The sequence below is a fragment of the Mesorhizobium caraganae genome (genome assembly GCF_016836705.1).
In the GTDB taxonomy this organism is placed as follows: Bacteria; Pseudomonadota; Alphaproteobacteria; order Rhizobiales; family Rhizobiaceae; genus Mesorhizobium; species Mesorhizobium caraganae.
Window position 1 is genome coordinate 398,444 of sequence record NZ_JAFCGY010000003.1, and the last position, 15,400, is coordinate 413,843.

Annotated in this window: 11 protein-coding genes; 5 read left to right on the forward strand and 6 right to left on the reverse strand. The window is 63.9% G+C overall.

Annotation, left to right across the window (positions count from 1 at the left end):
- The first annotated feature begins 124 nt into the window (after positions 1-124).
- Together JQK88_RS11915 and JQK88_RS11920 are read left to right on the forward strand one after the other, a co-directional pair.
- Complete coding sequence (locus JQK88_RS11915) at positions 125-1,975, forward strand: monovalent cation:proton antiporter-2 (CPA2) family protein (RefSeq protein WP_192253692.1); 1,851 nt, start codon at positions 125-127, stop codon at positions 1,973-1,975.
- Positions 1,972-2,520 carry a DUF924 family protein gene (locus JQK88_RS11920; protein ID WP_192253690.1) on the forward strand — a complete coding sequence of 183 codons (549 nt, stop codon included), beginning with the start codon at positions 1,972-1,974 and terminating at the stop codon, positions 2,518-2,520. The genes JQK88_RS11915 and JQK88_RS11920 overlap by 4 nt, the downstream gene beginning before the upstream one ends.
- On the opposite strand, the gene folK is transcribed toward JQK88_RS11920, so the two are convergent.
- The 3 genes from folK to folP are packed head-to-tail and all read right to left on the reverse strand — an operon-like array spanning position 2,517 to position 4,235.
- The gene (gene folK, locus JQK88_RS11925) at positions 2,517-3,029 is read right to left on the reverse strand and encodes a 2-amino-4-hydroxy-6-hydroxymethyldihydropteridine diphosphokinase (protein ID WP_203278386.1); all 513 of its coding nucleotides are present in this window, start codon (positions 3,027-3,029) and stop codon (positions 2,517-2,519) included. The two genes, JQK88_RS11920 and folK, sit on opposite strands and share 4 nt — an antisense overlap.
- On the reverse strand, positions 3,013-3,372 hold the full coding sequence (gene folB / locus JQK88_RS11930; RefSeq protein WP_112395424.1) for a dihydroneopterin aldolase: 360 nt from the start codon (positions 3,370-3,372) through the stop codon (positions 3,013-3,015). The genes folK and folB overlap by 17 nt, the downstream gene beginning before the upstream one ends.
- Positions 3,373-3,389: 17 nt before the next feature.
- Positions 3,390-4,235: a dihydropteroate synthase gene (gene folP / locus JQK88_RS11935; RefSeq protein ID WP_192253685.1), complete on the reverse strand. Its 846-nt coding sequence runs from the start codon at positions 4,233-4,235 to the stop codon at positions 3,390-3,392.
- Between the two features lie 121 nt (positions 4,236-4,356).
- Here folP and JQK88_RS11940 point away from each other — a divergent pair, with 121 nt between their 5' ends.
- Both JQK88_RS11940 and JQK88_RS11945 read left to right on the forward strand, forming a co-directional pair.
- Positions 4,357-4,974: a DUF922 domain-containing Zn-dependent protease gene (locus tag JQK88_RS11940; RefSeq protein ID WP_192253683.1), complete on the forward strand. Its 618-nt coding sequence runs from the start codon at positions 4,357-4,359 to the stop codon at positions 4,972-4,974.
- 217 nt (positions 4,975-5,191) lie between these two features.
- The gene (locus JQK88_RS11945) at positions 5,192-6,670 is read left to right on the forward strand and encodes an MDR family MFS transporter (protein ID WP_203278387.1); all 1,479 of its coding nucleotides are present in this window, start codon (positions 5,192-5,194) and stop codon (positions 6,668-6,670) included.
- A 21-nt stretch (positions 6,671-6,691) separates the two neighbouring features.
- Here the strand turns inward: JQK88_RS11945 and JQK88_RS11950 are convergent, their stop codons facing one another.
- The 3 genes from JQK88_RS11950 to JQK88_RS11960 all read right to left on the reverse strand — a co-directional run bounded on the left by JQK88_RS11950 (position 6,692) and on the right by JQK88_RS11960 (position 8,644).
- Positions 6,692-7,723 carry an NAD(P)/FAD-dependent oxidoreductase gene (locus JQK88_RS11950; protein WP_192253679.1) on the reverse strand — a complete coding sequence of 344 codons (1,032 nt, stop codon included), beginning with the start codon at positions 7,721-7,723 and terminating at the stop codon, positions 6,692-6,694.
- A 104-nt stretch (positions 7,724-7,827) separates the two neighbouring features.
- Positions 7,828-8,148, reverse strand: coding sequence for a 2Fe-2S iron-sulfur cluster-binding protein (locus tag JQK88_RS11955; protein ID WP_192253677.1), 321 nt, complete (start codon positions 8,146-8,148; stop codon positions 7,828-7,830).
- A 157-nt stretch (positions 8,149-8,305) separates the two neighbouring features.
- A complete protein-coding gene (locus JQK88_RS11960; RefSeq protein WP_192253675.1) occupies positions 8,306-8,644 on the reverse strand; it encodes an Hpt domain-containing protein in 339 nt (112 codons plus the stop codon).
- A gap of 315 nt (positions 8,645-8,959) precedes the next feature.
- Here JQK88_RS11960 and JQK88_RS11965 point away from each other — a divergent pair, with 315 nt between their 5' ends.
- Positions 8,960-15,019 (forward strand): kinesin, encoded by a 6,060-nt coding sequence (locus tag JQK88_RS11965; RefSeq protein WP_203278388.1) that lies wholly within the window; start codon positions 8,960-8,962, stop codon positions 15,017-15,019.
- The last annotated feature ends 381 nt before the right edge of the window (positions 15,020-15,400 follow it).

The window sequence follows — 15,400 nt, forward strand, 5'->3', positions numbered from 1 at the left end:
CGGCGACCATTGTTTCACCGGGGGAATCGCTTCAACGGCACCTACCCGTCCTGGCAGGCTTCCCACCCTTGCCTCTAGCTCCAACTGCATGCAAGGAGTGCTGCTGAACACGGGGACAAGAGGCATGTCAGCGGAAGCGTCGGGCAGCGATCTTATTCAGGTGGTGGCGCTGCTTGCCGCGGGCGTCGTCGCCGTTCCGATCTTCAAACGCATGGGGCTGGGCTCGATCCTCGGCTATCTCGCCGCCGGCGTGGTTATCGGCCCGTTCGGCATCCGCATCTTTTCCGAATCGGAAGCCATCCTGCACGTCGCCGAACTCGGCGTCGTCATGTTCCTGTTCATCATTGGGCTGGAGATGCAGCCGTCGCGGCTATGGGGGCTGCGGCGCGAAATTTTTGGGCTCGGCGCCCTGCAGGTCGGCGTCTGCGCGGTGCTTCTGACTCTCGTCGGATTAGCGGGCGGCTTTCCGATCGCGCAATCCTTCGTTGCCGGCGCCGGCTTCGTGCTGACCTCGACGGCGATCGTCATGCAGCTGCTGGAAGAACGCGGCGAGATGGCCAGTCCCAAAGGACAGCGCATCGTGTCCATCCTGCTGCTTGAGGATCTGGCGATCGTGCCGCTTTTGGCGCTGGTCGCCTTCCTGGCGCCGGGCGGTGCCGAGATGACCCTGCAGCAAAGGCTGACCGAGGTCGGCATCGGCCTTGGCGCCATTGTCGGGCTGGTGGTGGCCGGCCGCTATCTGCTCAATCCGTTCTTCCGCATCCTGGCCGACGCCAAGGCTCGCGAAGTGATGACGGCGGCCGCACTTCTGGTCGTGCTGGGATCGGCGCTGGTCATGCAGCTCTCCGGCCTGTCGATGGCGATGGGCGCCTTCCTTGCCGGCGTGCTCCTGTCGGAATCGACCTTCCGCCACCAGCTGGAAGCCGACATCGAGCCGTTTCGCGGCATCCTGCTTGGCCTGTTCTTCCTCGCCGTCGGCATGTCGCTCGACCTGCATGTGGTGGTCGACAATTGGCGGCTGATCGCCATCTATGTCGTCGCCTACATGGTGATGAAGGCGCTCGGCATCTATCTCGTCGCCCGCGTGCTGAAGAGCGGCCATCGCGAAGCGCTGGAGCGCGCCGTATTCATGGCGCAGGGCGGCGAATTCGCCTTCGTGCTTTACTCCGCCGCGGCGGCCGTCGGCATCATCGACAGCCGGGCCAACGCCACGCTGACCGCGATCATCATCATCTCGATGGTGCTGACGCCGCTGGCGATCATTGCGCTCAAATATCTCACGCCGCGCGACGAGCAGTCGCTCGAAGGCGTCGATATCGCCGAAGGGCTGACCGGCAGTGTTCTGGTCATCGGCTTCGGCCGCTTCGGCCAGATCGCCAGCCAGCCGCTTTTGTTGCGCGGCATCGACGTGTCGATCATCGACAATGATGTCGAAATGATCCAGGCTGCCGCCGATTTCGGCTTCAAGGTCTATTATGGCGACGGTACGCGGCTCGACATTCTGCGCGCCGCTGGCGCTGGTCGTGCGCGCGCCGTGCTGATCTGTGTCGACAAGCCCGACGCTGCCGTTCGCATTGCCGAACTGATCAAGGCGGAGTTCCCGCTGCTGACCGTTCTGGCTCGCGCCTTCGATCGCGGCACAGCGCTGTCGCTCATCCGCGTCGGCGTGGATTTCCAGCTGCGCGAAACCTTCGAATCGGCCCTCGTCTTCGGTGGCTCGGCGCTCGAAGCGCTTGGCGTCGAACCGGAAGACGTCGCCGACGTCATCGAGGATGTACGGCGCCGCGACAACGACCGCTTCGAGACGCAGCTGGCGGAAGGCATACGGGCTGGCCGGCGCTTCCTCAGGGGCAATATCGGCACGCCGATTCCGACACCGCTCGCTCCGCCACGTCGACCCGGCCAGGCGCTGAATGAAGAAACCGCCGGTGTGTTGAACAAATCCGAACCCGCCCAGCCAGAGGAAGGCAGATGACCGCATTGGATGAGCGCGCGCTCGCCGTCACCAAATTCTGGCGCGAGGCCGGCGAAGACGCCTGGTTCGAAAAGAACGACGCTTTCGATGCGGATTTTCGCAGCCGATTTCTCGACCTGCATTATGCGGCCGCGCGGCGCGAGTGCGACGCCTGGTCGGAGCATGCCGAGGGCTCGCTGGCGCTGATGATCCTGCTCGACCAGTTTCCGCGCAACTGCTTTCGCGGCTCAGGCCATATGTACGCCACCGATCCGCTGGCAAGGCACTTTGCCGCCAAGGCGATCGCCGCCGGCCATGACCTGGCGCTGGAAGAAGACCTGCGCGTCTTCCTCTACCTGCCTTACGAACATTCGGAACTGCCCGCCGACCAGGACAGGTCGGTTGAGCTCACCACTGCCAGGGCGCCGGAGTATATCAAATACGCGGTCGAGCACCGCGACATCATCGAGCGTTTCGGGCGCTTTCCGCATCGCAATCGCATGCTTGGTCGCGAGACGACGGCGGACGAACAGGCATTTCTCGATGGCGGCGGGTTCTCCGGCTAACCCAGCCACCAGTCGCGGCCGGACGCCAGCCGCTCTATGCCTGACGTATCGACGGCGCTGAGCCGCTCGCTCACGCTGCGGCCGCCAACCGCCAGTTCCGGCGCGATCTCGGCCAGGGGCGCCAAAACGAAGGCGCGCTCCAGCATCCTGGGATGCGGCACTTCCAGCCCGGTCTCGTGGATGATGCGGTCGCCGAACACCAATATGTCGATGTCGATCAGGCGCGGCCCCCAGCGCTCCTCGCGCACCCGTTTCAGCTTGCGCTCGGCCTCGAGGCAGAGATCGAGCAGCGCCCTTGGCGTCAGCGCGGTCGAGATTTCGGCGGCGGCATTGAGAAAATCCGGCTGGTCGAGCTTGCCCCAGGGCGGTGTGCGGTAAAGCGAGGAGACGGCAATGACGCGCGTGCTCTCGTCGGCGTCCAGCAGGCGCAGCGCCGTCGCCATCGAGGCCGCTGGATCGCCGAGATTGCCGCCAAGGCTGAGATAGACCGTGTTATTCGGGCCAGACAACGGTCACCTCGACATAATCGAGTACGCCGGGCACCGGCGCGTTCGGTTTGCGCACGGTGATCTCGGCCTTCCTGATCTGCGGAAACCGCGCCGTCAGCGCCTTTGCCACTTCGAGCGCCAGCGCCTCGATCAGGAACCGGCGGTGTCCGGTGACGATCTTTTCAATCACCGTGAAGGCGATGCCATAATTGACGGTATCCTCGATGGAATCATCCTCCAGCGGGCGGCTGGGCTCGACCGTCAACTCGGCATCGACATAGAAACGCTGGCCAAGCGCCTCCTCCTCATCCAGCACGCCGTGCCGGGCAAAGAAGGCGCAGTTCTTCATGCGGATGACGTACATTTCTTAGGTTCCTGGGCTCAGTGTCCCGGCTTTTCACGCGCCAGCATAGCATCCGCCATGGCCAGCGCGTCCACGTTGATTGCGACATCGTGGACGCGAAACAGATCGGCGCCCTTCAGCCTGAGGATGACGCTGGTGGCTGCCGTCCCGACGCCGCGCGCGGCGGCGTCGCGGCCGGTGATCGTGCCGATGAAGCGTTTTCTAGACGTGCCGGCCATCAGGGGAAAGCCGAGCGCGGTCAGTTCGGAAAACCGCGCCATCAGGTCGAGGTTTTCCTCCGCCGTCTCCTTGGCGAAGCCGAAGCCGGCATCGAGCACGATATGGTCGTCCTGGACGCCATTGCGCTTGGCGATTTCCAGCGATGCCTTGAGGAAGAAAAACTGGTCGTCGATGACGTCGGGCAGCTTTTGCCGTTCGCGCCCGGTATGCATGATGACCAGCCCAGCGCCTGTCTCTGCGGCGACGCGGGCAATGCCGGGTTCACGCTGCAAGCCCCAGACATCATTGACGATATGCGCGCCGGCGTCGACGGCCAGGCGCGCGGTTTCCTCGCGATAGGTGTCGACCGAAATCAGGGCTTCGCCTGAACTGGCGAGTGCGGCGATGACCGGCAGGATGCGGGCCTGCTCTTCCCCAGGGGTAACGGGAGAGGCGCCCGGGCGCGTGGATTCCCCGCCGATGTCGATGACGGCAGCCCCCTCTTCCACCATGCGGCGCGCCTGCGCCACCGCCTGATCAGGCGTGATAAACTGCCCACCATCGGAAAAACTGTCCGGCGTGACGTTGAGAATGCCGACCACCATGGCCTTCTCGCCAAGGTCGAGATGGCGTCCATGCGCCAGTTGCCATCGCCTTGTCGTCATTGTCCTTCAACCATGTGGCTCATCGGGCGCTTGCAATCCATCAACGATGCGTGATCGGTGGAAGATCAATTCCGTTGCGCCGGCAACGGCCGTAAAGCAAGGTGAGTGAAGAGGCAACATAATGAAACGACCCCTGCTCTGTGCCCTGATGCTGGCTTTGACCGTCCTGCCGGCGAATGGTGCCAATCTGGTGAAGACCTACAGCTATTTTGCGGTCGGCGGCAGCACGCTCGATGATATCGAGACGCAATTGTCGAAACATGGGCCCGAGGTGAAAAGCACCGGGATGAGGCATCCGGGCGCCACCCAGATGGCGTTCACCACCCGCATCAGCTACGCGCAAACCGCTGATTCCTGCCGCATCGCCAAGGCCACCGTCACCGTCAAGGTCAAGGTCATCCTTCCGGAGTGGCGCAGGCCGCGCAAGGCCGACGCCGATGTCAGGCTGTTCTGGGACACGCTGTCGGCCGACATCAAGCGCCACGAGGAGCGTCATGTCGAGATCGCCAAGAGCCACGGCCGTCTCCTCGAGGACGCGCTGAACGCCAGCTACCCGCAAAAGACCTGCGCCGAGGCAAAGGCAAGGGCGGCTGAGATCACCGCGGCCGAGCTCGCCAGGCACGACCAGGACCAGGTGCGCTTCGACCGCGTCGAAGGCGTCAACTTCGAAAGCCGCATCCTGCGGCTGCTGCGCTACCGCATGCAGCGCATCGAAAACGGCCAGCTTCCGCCCGGCTGACCACGGGACCGTTACCCAAGCCAATCCGGCCGAAACATGAGGCCAGCCCCAGAAAATTTTCGGGCAAAGGTCGAAATCGGCCTATACGGGACGACATATGTCAGGCTCGCACGGCGCGAGCTTCGAAACGCGAGATCAAGACCAATTGAGGCGGCGTATAGCGGAGCGGCCATTTGGCGCCGCGCAATCGCTCGCCAAGCATTGTGGATGAACTGATATGGACCAGGCTATCGACAAGCCGGTGATTGCAGCCGCGCCGCTGACGGAAAGCGAGAAGAACGTCATCATCGCCGGCATCCTCTTGTCGATGCTCCTGGCGGCACTCGACCAGACCATCGTCGCGCCGGCCATGCCGACCATCGGCCGTTCGCTCGGCCATGCCGACTATCTGCCGTGGATCGTGACCGGTTATCTCTTGACGGCGACCGCGATGGCGCCGCTCTACGGCAAGATCTCCGACGTTTATGGCCGCCGGCCGACCGTCTATACGGCGATCCTGATCTTCCTCGCGGGATCACTGGTCAGCGCCCTGGCCCCCAACATGTTCGTGCTGGTCATCGGCCGGGCGATCCAGGGCGCGGGCGGCGGTGGCCTGTTCGCCCTGGCGCAGATCGTCATCGGCGACCTGGTGCCGCCACGCGAACGGGCGCGTTATGCCGCCTGGATTTCGGGCACATGGGCTGTCGCCAGCATCGCCGGACCGTTGCTGGGTGGCGGTTTTGCCGAACATCTGCATTGGTCGCTGATCTTCTGGATCAACATCCCGCTTGGCCTGGTGGCCATGGCGATCATCAACAAGCCGCTGCGCAAACTGCCGGTTACGGCAAAGCGGCATCGCATCGACGCCTTGGGAGCACTGCTTCTGGTGGTGGCGACGGCACTGCTGCTTTTGGCGCTCAACTGGGGCGGCAGCGCCTATCCGTGGGCCTCGCGTGAAATCCTCGGCCTGCTCGCCTGTTCGGCGGTCTTCTGGTTCGCCTTTGCGCTCAGGCTGATGCGGGCGGCCGAGCCGCTGATTTCGCTTGAAGTGCTCAGCAATCCGATCGTGCTTGCCGGCACGGCGTCGATGTTCCTGCTGCAGGCCGCCAATATCGGCCTGTCCGTGTACCTGCCGGTCTATCTGCAGTCGATCATCGGCCTGTCGGTCAGCCAGTCAGGCCTTGCCATGCTCGGCCTGCTGCTCGGCACGGTCGCCGGCGCGACGTTCAGCGGCCGCACGATACCGCGCTTCTTCCATTACAAGCACATCGCCATGGTCGGCGTTCTCTTCGCCATTGTCTGCCTTGGCGTGCTCAGCCTGGTCGCCGGCCGCGCCTCGCTGCTGGTGGTCGAGCTCTTAACCATCTGCATTGGGTTGGGAAGCGGCACCACTTTCCCGGTCGCCACAGTGTCGGTGCAGAACGCCGTCGACCGCGCGCATCTCGGCGTCGCCACCGGTGTGCTGACCTTCCTGCGTTCGCTGGGCAGCGCGCTCGGCGTCGCCATGCTCGGCGCCGTCGCGCTCGGCTATGGCCTGCCGCTTGCCGGCGAAGGCGTGCCGGCTGCCGGACAGATCGTCTCGGCGACGCCCTTCATGATGATCTTCCTTGCCGCGGCCATCACGCTCGTGCTGGCGCTGATCACGCTGGCGCTGATGCCGGAGAAGTCGTTGCGCGGCCGCGACGAGGCCGAGGCGCCAGTCGTCCTGGTGGAGTGATCCGGCAAAAGCCCTGAACGCCTATTCGACGACGCCGAGCTTTTTCTGCAGGCTGGTCGACGACGTCGTGTACTGGAAGACGATGCGCTCGCCAGGGCTGATGATGCGCTTGGCGGCCTGCGCCATCAGCGCCACCTCGTGAAAACCCGACAGGATCAGCTTCAGCTTGCCGGGGTACCAGTTGATGTCGCCGACGGCGAAGATGCCGGGCACCGAGCTCTGGAACTTTTCCGTGTCGACCGGGATCAGGTTCTCGTGAAGGTTGAGCCCCCATTCGGCGATCGGGCCGAGCTTCATGGTCAGGCCGAAGAACGGCAGCATGCGGGTGCACGGCACCTCAATGTCGCCGTCAGGCCCGCCCTTGATGGTCGCTGATGCCAGCTGGCCGTCGGCGCCGGTTAGGCCGCTCACCTGGCCGACCCGGAACTCCAGCTGTTTCATCTCCTGCATGGCGTACATCTTGTTGACGCTGTCGGGCGCCGCGCGGAATTCCGGGCGGCGGTGAACCAGCGTCACGCTTCTTGCCACCGGCTGCAGGTTCAGCGTCCAGTCGAGCGCGGAATCGCCGCCGCCGACGATAACGAGGTCGTGGCCGCGGAACTCCTCCATGCGCCGCACCGAATAGAAGACGCTTTTGCCCTCATAGGCTTCGATGCCGGGAATCGGCGGCCGTTTGGGCTGGAACGAGCCGCCGCCGGCGGCGATCACCACCACCTTGGCCTCGAACACCTCGTTCTCGTCGGTGGTGACCCGAAAGGAGCCATCCTCCAGCTTTTGCAGGCTGGAGACCATGCGGTTATAGGTGAAGTCAGGCTTGAACGGATGGATCTGCTCGATCAGCTTGTCGACCAGCCCTTGCGCCGAGATCAAGGGCCAGCCCGGAATGTCGTAGATCGGCTTTTCCGGATAGAGTTCGGCGCACTGGCCACCGGGCCGGTCGAGGATGTCGATCAGATGGCACTTCATGTCGAGGAGGCCGAGTTCGAACACGGCGAACAGGCCGACCGGCCCTGCCCCGACAATGAGTGCGTCGGTCTTGATTACATCGGTCATGCCAGGCGAGCCTCATTGCCAAAACTGGGCCAAACTGGGCGCGAGACTGCATGAGCATTGGCTTGCTGCCAAGCGTCGGCGGTAAAAATCCGAAAGAAGTTGGTTCAGCCCTGGCGGGCGGGCACGCGCACGACGAGGCCGTCAAGGGCGTCGCGCACCTTGATCTGGCAGGACAGGCGCGAGTTCGGCTGGACGTCATAGGCGAAGTCCAGCATGTCCTCTTCCATCGCCTCCGGCTCGCCGACCTCGGTCGTCCAGGCTTCGTCGACATAGACATGGCAGGTTGCGCAGGCGCAGGCGCCGCCGCATTCGGCCTCGATGCCCGGCACCGCGTTGCGGATCGCATTCTCCATGACGGTCGAGCCGTTTTCGGCCTCGACATCGAAAGGAGTGCCGTCATGGGCGATGAAGGTCAGCTTGGTCATTTGTCACCTGAAGGGAGTCTCAGCCGAGATAATCACTCCGCCAGACAAGTCAACTGCGGCGCGAAAGCGCCGCTTTGTGACGTTTTTTCGGAAAGCTGGCTAAAGCGCGCCCTGGCCCGGCCGATTCATGCCGGTGGCCGCCGACGAGCGGCAGCCATTACCGGCTGATGGCGGCGATGAAATCGCGCACTTCCTCGATCAGAACGCCGAGGCGCGTGAGGCTGCGTGTATCTTCCGGCTGCTGTTCGATTGATAATGCGCAGTCGGCGATGGCAAATGCGCCGACGCCGCGCGCCGAACCTTTCAGCCCATGCGCCAGGAGCAGCCTCTCCCTGACATCGGCATCGATGATCTTGTCGCGAACAGAAAGCGCCTGCTGTACGAACAGTGCCAACACCTCCTGCTCGAGGGCGCGATCACCCATTGTCTGGCGGGCCAGATGGGCCAGATCCACCGGCCGCGAACGGGCTGGACCCGACGCATCGCCGCCCGGCATTGAGAAGGCAATGCCGCTTTCACCGCGTACCAATTTGAAACTCCTTTGTCCCGCTCGCAAAAAAACTTAGGCGATTTCCGTCGCCAACGCGTTAATGAATGGGCTGGAAAATTGTTGCCGCAGAGGCGGCGAAATCACGTTCACGTTAACCCTATATTTAAAGTTTTACGTATCTCGCGGAATGCAGGTTTTCTTTACCCCTGTGTGTCATTACGATACGAGGGTCCATTTTCAGCCTCCTGCGTGGGATAAGACAAGCCAGAATCAGGCCAAAATCATAAAGTCCCTCGGCAGCTAGTACAGGGTAGCGAAGGCATGGCGAAGAAACCAACGACGACCAGAACTCTCGACAACGACGTAGCCAGGGAACTCGAAAAGGCACTAGACCTCGACCTTAGCGGAGACGGCAGCGGCGATCTCGATATTGCGGCGTCGATGGAAGATCTGGAAGCGCAGATTTCGCAGGCCGCGGACGAACTGGCGCGCGAAGGCCGTACCCAGAAACCTGCCCCCGCTCAAAGCGCACCCGTCCAACAGAATCAAAGCGCGACGCCGGCTGCCAAGCCCGCCGAGTTGCGCCCGATTGAATCGCGTAACAGCGCGCAGCCGGCCGGCTTCAAGCCGGCAAACGATGATCGCCAGAAAGATTACAAGACGCTGCTGCACAGCCTCAACCGGCGCGCGTCGAGCACGATCTATTGGGTCGTGGCGTTCGTGTCGCTGGCCTGGATTGCCGGCGCCGGCGGTCTTGCCAATCTGCTGTTTGGCCCGAGCATCTGGAAAATTCGTACATTCGATCAACTCCTGGCCCGCCCCGAACTGATCGGCCTCGCAATCGCGGCAATCATACCGGTCGTCCTGTTTTGGGCTTTCGCGGCAATGATCCGCCGCGCGCAGGAAATGCGCATCGCCGCCCAGTCGATGACGGAAGTGGCTTTCCGCCTGGCGGAGCCGGAAAACCTCGCCCAGGACCGCGTCATGATGATCGGCCAGGCCGTTCGCCGCGAAGTGGCGGCCATGGGTGAAGGCATCGAGCGCACGCTGGCGCGCGCCGTCGAACTCGAAACGCTGGTTCACAGCGAGGTCAACCAGATCGAACGCTCCTATTCGGAGAATGAATCCCGTATACGCTCGCTTGTCGACGGGCTGGGCAGCGAACGCGAAGCCGTCGTCACCCATGCCGAGCGCGTGCGCGCTTCGATCACCGGCGCGCATGAGACGCTGAAGGACGAAATCGGCGCTGCCAGCGACATCATTCGCGATTCCATCCTCAACGCGTCGACCAAGCTGTCGATGACGATCACCAATTCCGGCGACACGCTGATCGACCGCATCAATGAAAGCTCGATGTCGATCTTCGATCAGGTGGAAGGCCGGCTCGATACGATCACCGACCGGCTGTCGACATCGGGCGAAGCCTTCGCTTCGCTGCTCGACACCCGCATCGCCAAGCTGACCGACACCACCGACGGCCTGACCCGCTCGCTGACCGACCTGCTCGACGACCGCACCACCGGCATGGTGTCGCTGCTTGGGGGTGCTGCGCGCACCTTGAGCTCTGAATTCGAATCCAGCCTCAACGGCATCGAGCGCACGCTGGCCGAGCGTGGCCAGGCGCTGATCAGCGAATTCCAGACCCGCGCCGAAGCCCTGGATACCGGCACACAAAAACTCAACGCCGCGCTCGAGGCGCGTGCCCGGCAGATCAATGAAACGCTGGTCGAGCGCGCCCGCGAGATCGCCCACACCTTTGCCGAGAGCAAGGATCATTTGTCGGCGATGATCGATCAGGGCAAGACCCAGATCGGCGCTGACATGGCCGACATCGTTTCGTCGACCTCGTCGATGCTCGAAGCTCGCGCCAGCGACTTTGCCGGCCGCATGGAAGCGGCCCGCCACGTCGTGTCGCGCTCCTTCGACACCGACATCCAGCGCCTTGCCGACGCCCGCGTCGGCATCGAGGAAGCGGTCGAAAACCACAGCCGCAAGCTGTCCGAAAGCCGCGAGCGCATGGCAGCGGCCATGGAGGCGGATTTGGCGAAATTCGCCGAGGGCCGCGCCGGCATCGACGCAGCCGTCACCAACCAGGTGCAGAAGCTGGCCGAAGGCCGCAACCTGATTTCGCGCGCTTTGGAAGAGGATCTGCGCAAGGTCAACGAGTCGCGCGCCGCCATCGACGCGTCGGTTGGCAGCCATCTCGAACGCCTCGAAGAGGGCCGCAACCGGCTCAACCAGGCCTTGCATGAAGACTCTGGAAAACTCGTGCAAGCCCGCACGATCATTGATGAAATGGTCGCCGGGCATGTCGGGAAACTGGCTGAAGGCCGCAACATTCTGTCGCGCGCCCTGGAGGCCGATCTCGGCAAGCTCGCCGACAGCCGCGCCTCGATTGACGGGCTGGTCGCCGGCCAGGTCGAAAAGATCGCCGAAGGCCGTGCCATCCTCACCAAGGCGCTCGAAAACGACATTATCGGCATCAAGGGTGTGATCGAGAACCACTCGGCGAAACTGGCCGAGGACCGGACCGAACTCAGCAAGGCGCTGGAGAACGACCTGTCCAGCATCAGGGGCCTGCTCTCCGACCATTCGAACCGGCTCGCCGACGATCGTGGCCTCTTGTCCCAAACGCTCGAGGCCGACCTTGCCAAGTTGGCGGAAAGCCGGTCGAGCATCGACGGGCTGGTCGCCGGCCAGGTCGAGAAGCTGGCCGAAGGCCGTGACATTCTCAAGCGCGCGCTCGAAGCCGACATCAATACCATCAAGGGTGCCATCGCGGGTCATTCCGACAGGGTGGCGGAAGAGCGCAGCCAGCTTTCGAAGGCACTGGAAGCCGATCTGCAGAATGTGAACAGCCTGATCGCCGACCACACGAGCCGGCTTGTCCAGGATCGTTCGACACTATCCCAGGCGCTTCAGGACGATCTGCACAATGTGAGCGGCATCATGGCCGATCATCAAAACAGGCTCGTCCAGGACCGTTCGGCCCTCTCAAAGGCATTGGAAGACGACATCGCCAAGCTGGCGGAGAGCCGCTCCAGCATCGATGGGCTGGTCGCCGGACAGGTCGAGAAGCTCGCCGAGGGCCGCGACATCCTCAAGCGGGCGCTCGAAGCCGATCTCAGCACGATCAGGAGCGCCATTGTCGACCAGTCGCAGAAGCTGACTGAAAACCGTGGAGAATTCGCACGGGTGCTGGAAGCCGATCTGGAAAATGTCAACAGCCTGCTCCAGGATCACAGCGACAAGCTCGCCCAGGATCGCGCGACGCTGTCGAAGGCTCTTGAGGACGACCTCGCCAAGCTGGCCGAGAGCCGGTCGAGCATCGACGGGCTGGTCGCCGGCCAGGTCGAGAAGCTGGCCGAAGGCCGCGACATCCTCAAGCGCGCGCTGGAAGCCGATCTGCAGAAGCTGACGGCAAGCCGCAGCGAGGTCGACGACATCATCGCCCGCCATGTCGGCAAGCTGGCCGAAGGCCGCAACATGCTGACCCAGGCGCTGGAAGACGATCTGGCAAAGCTCGCCGACACCCGCAAGGATGTCGACCGCTCGCTGTCGGGCCATATCGACCAGATCGCCGCCAGAAGCACCGACATTTCCGCGGCTATCGCAGTCGACGTCGAGAAGATCGAGCAGGCCTTCAGCAAGCAGACCGGCATCATCGAGGAGCGCGCCGGAACCATGGAGCGCGCGCTGTCGGTGGGTGTCGACAATGTCCGCAACGTGCTCGAAAAGAGCGCCGTCTTTGTTGCCGGCGCACTTCGCGAGAAGGTGATGGAAGTCACCAGCGCCCTGCACGAACAGGCGGGTGCTGCCTTCAGCGATGCCGACCGCAAGATCGCCGAGCGTGCCGAGCAGACTTCGGCCGCCCTGCTTGCCCGGGCCGAGGATATCGCCCGCACCTTCGAGGATGCGGATCGCCGCCTGCACGCACGCGCCGAGGACACGACGAGCGCGCTGCTTGCCCGGCATGACGAGACGTCAAACTCGCTGCTCGCGCGCGCCGAAGAAACGGCCGAACGGCTGGCTGCCCGCGCCGGCGAAATTGCCGGCACGTTCGACGCCGCCGACCAGAAGCTCGTCGCCCGTGCGGTCGAGACGGCGCAGTCGCTCGCCGACCGCGCCGGCGACATCCTGCGCAACTTCGAGGGTGCCGACCAGCGGCTGAGCATGCGCATCGGCGAATCCGCCGAAGCGCTTGCCGCGCGCGCGTCGGATCTCGGCCGCATCTTCGATGCCGCCGACCAGCAGCTGATCTCGCGCATTGCCGAGGGTTCAGACGCGTTGTCAGCCCGCGCCACCGAGATCAGCCGCATCTTCGACGAGGCTGATCACCGCCTGGTGTCGCGCATCGCCGACTCCACCTCGACGATCGGCGAGCATGCCGACAACATCGTCGGTGCCTTCGCCAGCACCGAGCAGCGGGTTGCCGAACGCGCACGCCAGACCGGCCAGGAACTTGCCGTCCACGCCCAAGAAATTGAGCAGGCTCTGGCCGGCGCCGACGAGCGGCTGGCCGCGAGTGTTGCTGCCGCAACCACCCGCGTCGAGGAACAGGTCGCCAGCGTCGAAAACCGCCTCGCCTACACCACCGAGACGATGGGCCAGAAGCTCAACGAGCAGGTGTCGAGCGCCGAGGCTCAACTGATCTCGCGCGCCAACACGATTGCGGAGACTTTCACCGCTGTTGGCCAGCATATCGGCCAGAGCACCAACGACGCGGCCAAGACCATCGGCACAAACACCCGCGAGCTCAACACCATGCTGGCGGCACGTTCGGCCGAAATGTCGAAGATCCTCGACGAAACCGCACGGCCGCTGGTCGAGCGCTTCGCCCAGGGCGGCTCGGAACTGCAAAAGAGCATGGAAGAGGTCACCGAACGCGCGACCGAGAAGCTGCGCAGCGAGAACGCCGCCCTCGTCAATGCGCTCGCCAGCCGCACGGCCGAAACGCTGTCGGCCGTCGAAGGCGCGCGCTCGTCGCTCGCCGACAGTGTCGCCGATCTCATCGGCCGCATGAGCGTCTCCAGCTCGCAGCTCGGTGAGCTGATCGAACAGGCGGCAGTCAATCTCGGCCAGGTCGACGAACGTCTCAGCGGCAGCACGCAAAGCTTCGCCGCGACCACCGAAAAGGCGGCGCAGACCTTCGCCAGCTCGGCCCGCCTGGTCGATTCGAACACGACGCGGCTTACCGAATTGTCGTCTTCGACGCTGCGCGAGGTCGCCTCGATCGCCACCAAGTTCGACGAGCACAGCCGTCTGCTGTCCTCGGCTTCCGATCTGCTGAGCTCGGCGCAGAGCAATCTGGAACACACGCTGGAGAGGCAGTCGTCACTGGAAGATCTCGCCGTCGGCCTGGTCAAGAAGTCGGAAGACCTCGAGAAGGTGATGCGTTCCTTCGAGAGCCTTGTCGGCCAGACGATGCAGAATGCCGAAGGCAGGACGCTGGCATCGGCCGACAAGATCCGCATTGCCATTGCGGAAGTGGTCGATTCGGCAACCAATCGGTTCGCCGATGCGACCGAGGAGATGCGGCGCACCGCGAGCTCGATCAAGAGCGAGCTCGACCTCACCCGTGCCGAGCTCAAGAAGGGCGTCATCGAGATGCCGGAAGAGGCCAAGGAATCGACTTCGGCGATCCGCCGCGCCGTTTCCGAGCAGATCAACGCGCTCAAGGAACTGTCGGATATCGTTGCGAAATCGGGCCGCGGTGGTGGCGACAGTTCCGAGCCCCGTAATTTGCGCCCGGCTCCCCAGGCGCCGGTCCAGCGCCCCGCCGAACCTGTACGCCGCCCGCCGCCGGCACCGCAGGCCGAGCGTCCGGCTCCGCAGGCGCCGCTCGGCGGCCTGCGCGGCACGCTCGATATCGAACGTCCTGCCGAAGCACCGCGCCAGCGCGACGCCAACGCCCGCACACCGCAAGGTGGCTGGGTGCGCGACCTCCTGACCGGGGCATCGCGCGAGGAGGACGTTGCCAGGCCGGCGGCCCCCGCGGAAGCACCGCGCGCGGCTCCCGCCCAGCGCTCGCCGCTGCATGTCATGGAGTCGCTCAACTCGCTGTCGGTCGACATTGCACGGGCGATCGACCATGACGCCTCGATCGAGCTGTGGAACCGCTACCGGCGCGGCGAGCGTGACGTGTTCACGCGCCGCCTTTACACGCTGAAGGGCCAGCAGACCTTCGATGAGATCCGCCGCAAATATCAGGGAGAGGCGGAGTTCCGCGCCGCCGTCGACCGATACTGCGACGACTTCGAAAAGCTGCTCAAGGACGTCTCGCGCAACGACCGCGACAACATCATGGCGCAGACCTATCTGACGTCGGACACCGGCAAGGTCTACACCATGCTGGCCCATGCGAGCGGCCGGTTGCACTGATTGGTGCGACGATCAACTGAACCAAGGCGGGCCACGGCCCGCTTTTTTCGTTCAGGCCCAGGTTCGTGTCACTGCAGGAAAAGATCACAATCTGTCGGCGCTGCCCCTCATCTGCCTGCCGGCATCTTCTCCCCGTATAGTGACGGGGAGAAGGGGCTGGCCGCAACGCCGGCACTCTTCCTGTAACGCCGGTGATTGGCGAAGCAATCTGCGCAGGCCTCTTTCTCCCCGTCACTATACGGGGAGAAATGCCCGGCAGGGCAATGAGGGGCAGCGCCGACCGATTGTGATCTTTTCCTGCAGTGACACGAACCTGGGCCTGAACGAAATATGCGGGCCGTGGCCCGCCTTGGTTCTGTTGATCGTCGCACCAATCAGTGC

Excerpts from the sequence above, each read along its gene's own strand:
- JQK88_RS11915 (WP_192253692.1), top strand. The coding sequence starts at position 125 with ATGTCAGCGGAAGCGTCGGGCAGCGATCTTATTCAGGTGGTGGCGCTG.
- folB (WP_112395424.1), bottom strand. The coding sequence starts at position 3,372 with ATGTACGTCATCCGCATGAAGAACTGCGCCTTCTTTGCCCGGCACGGC.
- JQK88_RS11945 (WP_203278387.1), top strand. The coding sequence starts at position 5,192 with ATGGACCAGGCTATCGACAAGCCGGTGATTGCAGCCGCGCCGCTGACG.
- folP (WP_192253685.1), bottom strand. The coding sequence starts at position 4,235 with ATGACGACAAGGCGATGGCAACTGGCGCATGGACGCCATCTCGACCTT.
- JQK88_RS11960 (WP_192253675.1), bottom strand. The coding sequence starts at position 8,644 with ATGCCGGGCGGCGATGCGTCGGGTCCAGCCCGTTCGCGGCCGGTGGAT.
- JQK88_RS11920 (WP_192253690.1), top strand. The coding sequence starts at position 1,972 with ATGACCGCATTGGATGAGCGCGCGCTCGCCGTCACCAAATTCTGGCGC.
- JQK88_RS11965 (WP_203278388.1), top strand. The coding sequence starts at position 8,960 with ATGGCGAAGAAACCAACGACGACCAGAACTCTCGACAACGACGTAGCC.
- JQK88_RS11950 (WP_192253679.1), bottom strand. The coding sequence starts at position 7,723 with ATGACCGATGTAATCAAGACCGACGCACTCATTGTCGGGGCAGGGCCG.
- JQK88_RS11955 (WP_192253677.1), bottom strand. The coding sequence starts at position 8,148 with ATGACCAAGCTGACCTTCATCGCCCATGACGGCACTCCTTTCGATGTC.
- JQK88_RS11940 (WP_192253683.1), top strand. The coding sequence starts at position 4,357 with ATGAAACGACCCCTGCTCTGTGCCCTGATGCTGGCTTTGACCGTCCTG.